Consider the following 4530-nt stretch of genomic DNA (forward strand, 5'->3'; position numbering starts at 1 on the left):
TTGTACTGCCTCCTCTTTTCCATTCAACAGCTGTTCCAAAACCTCTGGATACAGGCTGTGTTCAATCCGCTGTATTTTCTTCTGAAGTGATTCTCTCGTTTCTCCAGCGTCGATCGTGACGGCTGCACGGGCGATGACAGGGCCTGTGTCCATTCCCTCATCAACATAATGGATCGTTACACCTGTTCTCTCCACACCAGCTTCCAGCGCCTGGCCAATGGCATCCTTCCCAGGGAATGCTGGCAACAGCGAGGGATGGATGTTGACGATCCTTCCTTCAAAAGCCTTAAGCAGCGTCGGGCCGATCAGCCTCATATAACCAGCCAGCACCACAAGCTCGACATCAAGACTGGTTAGTTTTTGTAAAATTTTCGCTTCATATGCTTCCTTTGACCGAAACCACTTCGGGTTAATGACCAGGCCCGGTATCCCCAGCATTTCAGCACGATCCACCACAAAAGCGCCAGGCTTGTCGCACACGAGCAGGCAAATTTCAGCATTCAGGATGCCAGCCTGGATAGCGACACCGATTGCCTGAAAATTGCTGCCGCTTCCTGATGCGAAAACAGCGATTTTCTTCATCGTTTGCTTCTCATCAGGCTGGTCTGCAGCTGCACGCAATTTCCCCCACATCATATCAAGCCACCAGCCATCTTTATGCGAATCCCTTCAGATCCAGATACTGTACCAATTACCGAAGCCATTTCACCATTTTCGTTAAATAAACGGAGGACGTCCGGCGCGATCGCTGGATCAACAGCAGCGACCATGCCAATCCCCATATTAAAAATATTGTACATATCCTGGCGCTCAAGTCCCCCAAGGGATTCCAGCGTTTTAAATACCTGTTGGATTTCCCAGCTTCCCTCTTCAATGTCGGCACCCAATCCTTCAGGAAGCATCCTCGGAATGTTTTCGATAAAGCCGCCCCCTGTTATATGGGCAAGCCCCTTGACTTCATATTGCTTCAGCGCGGCAAGGACCGATTTTACATAAATACGCGTTGGCTTTAAAAGCTCCTCGCCAAGTGTACAGCCAAACGCGTCCACATAGTGGTCTAACTCCAAGCCAGCCTGTTCAAGAAATACCTTGCGGACAAGCGAGTAGCCATTGCTGTGGATCCCGCTTGATGCAAGCCCGATCAATACATCGCCTGCTTTGATTCCGGCACCGGTAATGATATCTAACTTCTCGCAGGCACCAACCGCAAAACCAGCTAAATCGTATTCCTCAGTAGAGTACATGCCTGGCATTTCCGCAGTTTCCCCGCCAACAAGCGCACATCCTGCCTGCTCGCAGCCATCGGCAATCCCTTTTACAATCGCCTCGATCTTTTCAGGCTGGGCCTTGCCGCATGCAATGTAATCAAGGAAATATAGTGGCTCAGCACCCTGGACGACGATGTCGTTCACGCACATCGCCACCGCATCGATGCCAAATGTATCGTGCCGGTCCATCATGAAGGCGAGCATAAGCTTCGTGCCGACGCCGTCCGTACCAGAAACGAGCACCGGCTCCTTCAGACCAAGGCTGGAAAGGTCGAACATCCCGCCAAATCCGCCCAGGGCCCCCATCACTCCCGGCCTTACCGTCCGCTTCACATGCTTTTTGATCCGCTCAACCGCCTCATACCCAGCCTCAATATCCACACCAGCCTGCTTATACGCGTTTGCCATGTTCACTACCTCCGATTTGGCTGTTTTCTTTTTAAAATTTCCTGATTCCTGCTTAATAGTTTAACGGATAACCACAAATTCGTTTTAACTGCACCTTCACTTAGTTAATTGCACCTTCATTCAGGATGTTTGCAACATCCTCAGATGCAATTTCCCAATCATCGATCATAATCTCCCAAAGTACAGTGTTAATCTCCCGATACTTCGTCATAATTGCCCAAAAAACGGTGTAAATTTCCCAAAACTTCTCCATAATCGTGCCGTCACCCTATATTTGGTAAAAATTCAGCACTTCTGCCCAGCAGGAGTCGCCGAAGGATAAATTTCTGTCGGGTACTTCCCTGTAAAACAAGCCAGACACTGCCCGCGCGTTTCCCCTGGTTCATTCCGGCCAATCGCCTCAAGCATCCCCTCGACACTTAAAAACGTAAGCGAGTCCGCGCCAATCAATTCGCGAATTTCTTCAACAGAATGGTCAGATGCAATCAATTCCTCACGAGTTGAAGTATCGATTCCGTAAAAACAAGGATTCTGAATCGGCGGCGAGCTAATCACGACATGAACTTCAGTCGCACCTGCTTCCTTAAGCATGTTCACAATACGGCGGCTTGTCGTACCGCGCACGATTGAATCGTCTACCATAATGACGCGCTTACCTTCGACAACACCGCGCACCGGTGAAAGCTTCATTTTAACGCCCTGCTCCCTCAATGACTGGGATGGCTGGATGAACGTCCGGCCGACGTAACGGTTCTTAATCAATCCCAGCTCATAAGGAATGCCAGATTCCTCGGCATATCCGATTGCCGCTGAAATACTTGAATCTGGGACCCCGGTCACTACATCTGCCTTAATCGGGACTTCAACAGCCAGCTGCTTGCCAAGATTTTTCCGGGCTGTATGAACGTTGATTCCATGAATGTTGCTGTCCGGTCGTGAAAAATATATATATTCCATCGTGCAGATGGCCGTCGTTGAATTCATAGAATAGATTTCAGAATGGAGACCATCACCGTCGATGATCAGCAATTCGCCAGGAAGGACATCCCTGACAAACTCAGCGCCGACAATATCAAACGCACAAGTTTCGGAAGCTACTACATAAGCATCGCCAAGCTTTCCTAATGACAGTGGGCGCAGGCCATGCGGATCAAGCGCGACCATCATTTCCGTTTCTGTCATGATCAAAAATGCATAGGCACCCTTCAGCATCGGAAGCGCATTTTTCACGCGGTCCTTCAGCTGGCTGAAGCCGCCACGCTTGATTAGATGGGCCAGTACCTCAGTGTCAGAACTCGTTTGAAAAATACTGCCCTGTGCCTCCAACTGGTTCCGTAGCGCATCAGCATTTACGAGATTGCCATTATGTGCAAGCGCAAGACCGCCGCTTTGTGATTGGAAAAGAAGCGGCTGAACGTTCTCATAGCCGCCTCCCCCCGCAGTCGCATAGCGCACATGTCCGATCGCGCCAACACCCTGAAGCTCTTCCATCACATCAGCGGTGAAAATCTCATTAACAAGTCCTTCACCCTTCTTGACCTTAAGCTGCTGGCCATCGGTCACGACGATGCCAGTGCCCTCCTGGCCTCGATGCTGCAGGCTATGAAGTCCGTAATAAGTGATTTGCGCTGCCTCAGTATGGCCCCAAATTCCAAAAACGCCGCATTCCTCATTCAAGCCTTTTAGTTCAGCAAGCATGGGATGGCTCCTTTCCAGGCCTTCTTCAGCCCAGTTGCATCTTGATTGATCACGTTCTCGCCGTTAACATCAATCTTTAAAACTGGCGCATCAACCACTTTTCCAATTAGCACTGCGTCTGTTAAACTTTCAAACTCAATTTGATGCTCTGGTTTTACTGATAAAATAAACCTGGACTGCGATTCGCTGAACAATGCCGATACAGCATTTCCTTCTAGTTCAACCACAGCTCCAAGCTCCTTGCTGCCAATCACCGACTCAGCAAGAGCAACCGCTACTCCGCCTTCCGCGACATCATGCGCTGATTTTACAAGACCGTTCTTGATCGCTGTTAAAATTTGTCCCTGATAGCTTGCTTCCACGTCTAAATCAAGCTCAGGCGACTTTCCAAAAATGCGTCCGTACATAAGCTTCTGCAGCTCGCTGCCGCCAAACTCATCCTTCGTTTCACCCAACATATAAATCAAATCGCCGGCATTTTTAAAATGCTGCGTCGTAACATGCTGCAAATTCTCAACCAAACCGACCATCCCGACAACTGGTGTTGGATAGACAGCTGTTCCATTCGTTTCGTTATACAAGCTAACGTTCCCGCCAATTACTGGTGTTCCAAGCGTCCTGCACGCTTCACTCATGCCATCGACCGCTTTTTCAAACTGCCAGAAAATCTCCGGCTTTTCCGGATTTCCGAAGTTCAGGCAATCCGTAATCGCAAGCGGTTCACCGCCGGAACAAACAATATTACGAGCCGCTTCAGCAACGGCAATCTTCCCGCCTGTTTCCGGATCAAGATAGATATAGCGCGAGTTGCAGTCCGTCGTCATCGCCAGGCCCTTCTCCGTGCCACGGATTCTCACGACAGCCGCATCCGAACCAGGTGAAACAACCGTGCTCGTACGCACCATATGATCATACTGGTCATAAACCCACTCTTTACTCGCAATTGTCGGCTGCTGCAGCAAATCCAGCAAAGTAGTTTCATAGTTTTCAACGTTAGGAATCTCATTTTTCATCAACTGGAACTCACGGTAATAAGCTGGTTCACTAGAAGGTTTGTAATATACAGGCGCTTCCTCTGCCAGCGCATCTGCCGGAACATCGGCAACAACTTCCCCTTTATGTAAAAGACGAAGCATCTTGTCGTCCGTCACTTTTC

The 4530-nt window shown here is 49.4% G+C and carries 5 protein-coding genes; all 5 read right to left on the reverse strand.

Features of this window, described 5'->3' with window-relative positions; all coding sequences use genetic code 11:
* A partial coding sequence (gene purN, locus WB217_RS09305; protein WP_423992785.1) for a phosphoribosylglycinamide formyltransferase occupies window positions 1-582 on the reverse strand: 582 nt, incomplete at its 3' end.
* Window positions 583-632: 50 nt separating this feature from the next.
* Complete coding sequence (purM, locus tag WB217_RS09310) at window positions 633-1676, reverse strand: phosphoribosylformylglycinamidine cyclo-ligase (RefSeq protein WP_423992777.1); 1044 nt, start codon at window positions 1674-1676, stop codon at window positions 633-635.
* A gap of 100 nt (window positions 1677-1776) precedes the next feature.
* Window positions 1777-1929, reverse strand: coding sequence for a hypothetical protein (locus WB217_RS09315; protein ID WP_423992779.1), 153 nt, complete (start codon window positions 1927-1929; stop codon window positions 1777-1779).
* A gap of 32 nt (window positions 1930-1961) precedes the next feature.
* Window positions 1962-3374, reverse strand: coding sequence for an amidophosphoribosyltransferase (gene purF / locus WB217_RS09320; protein ID WP_423992781.1), 1413 nt, complete (start codon window positions 3372-3374; stop codon window positions 1962-1964).
* On the reverse strand, window positions 3359-4530 hold a 1172-nt coding region (locus tag WB217_RS09325), incomplete at its 5' end, for an AIR synthase related protein (protein ID WP_423992783.1). The genes purF and WB217_RS09325, both read right to left, overlap by 16 nt.

It is taken from the genome of Mesobacillus sp. (assembly GCF_049588175.1).
Taxonomy (GTDB): domain Bacteria; phylum Bacillota; class Bacilli; order Bacillales; family Cytobacillaceae; genus Mesobacillus.

Bases quoted from the DNA above. Each gene is read 5' to 3' on its own strand.
- purM (WP_423992777.1), bottom strand. From the start codon at position 1,676: ATGGCAAACGCGTATAAGCAGGCTGGTGTGGATATTGAGGCTGGGTAT.
- WB217_RS09315 (WP_423992779.1), bottom strand. From the start codon at position 1,929: ATGGAGAAGTTTTGGGAAATTTACACCGTTTTTTGGGCAATTATGACG.
- purF (WP_423992781.1), bottom strand. From the start codon at position 3,374: ATGCTTGCTGAACTAAAAGGCTTGAATGAGGAATGCGGCGTTTTTGGA.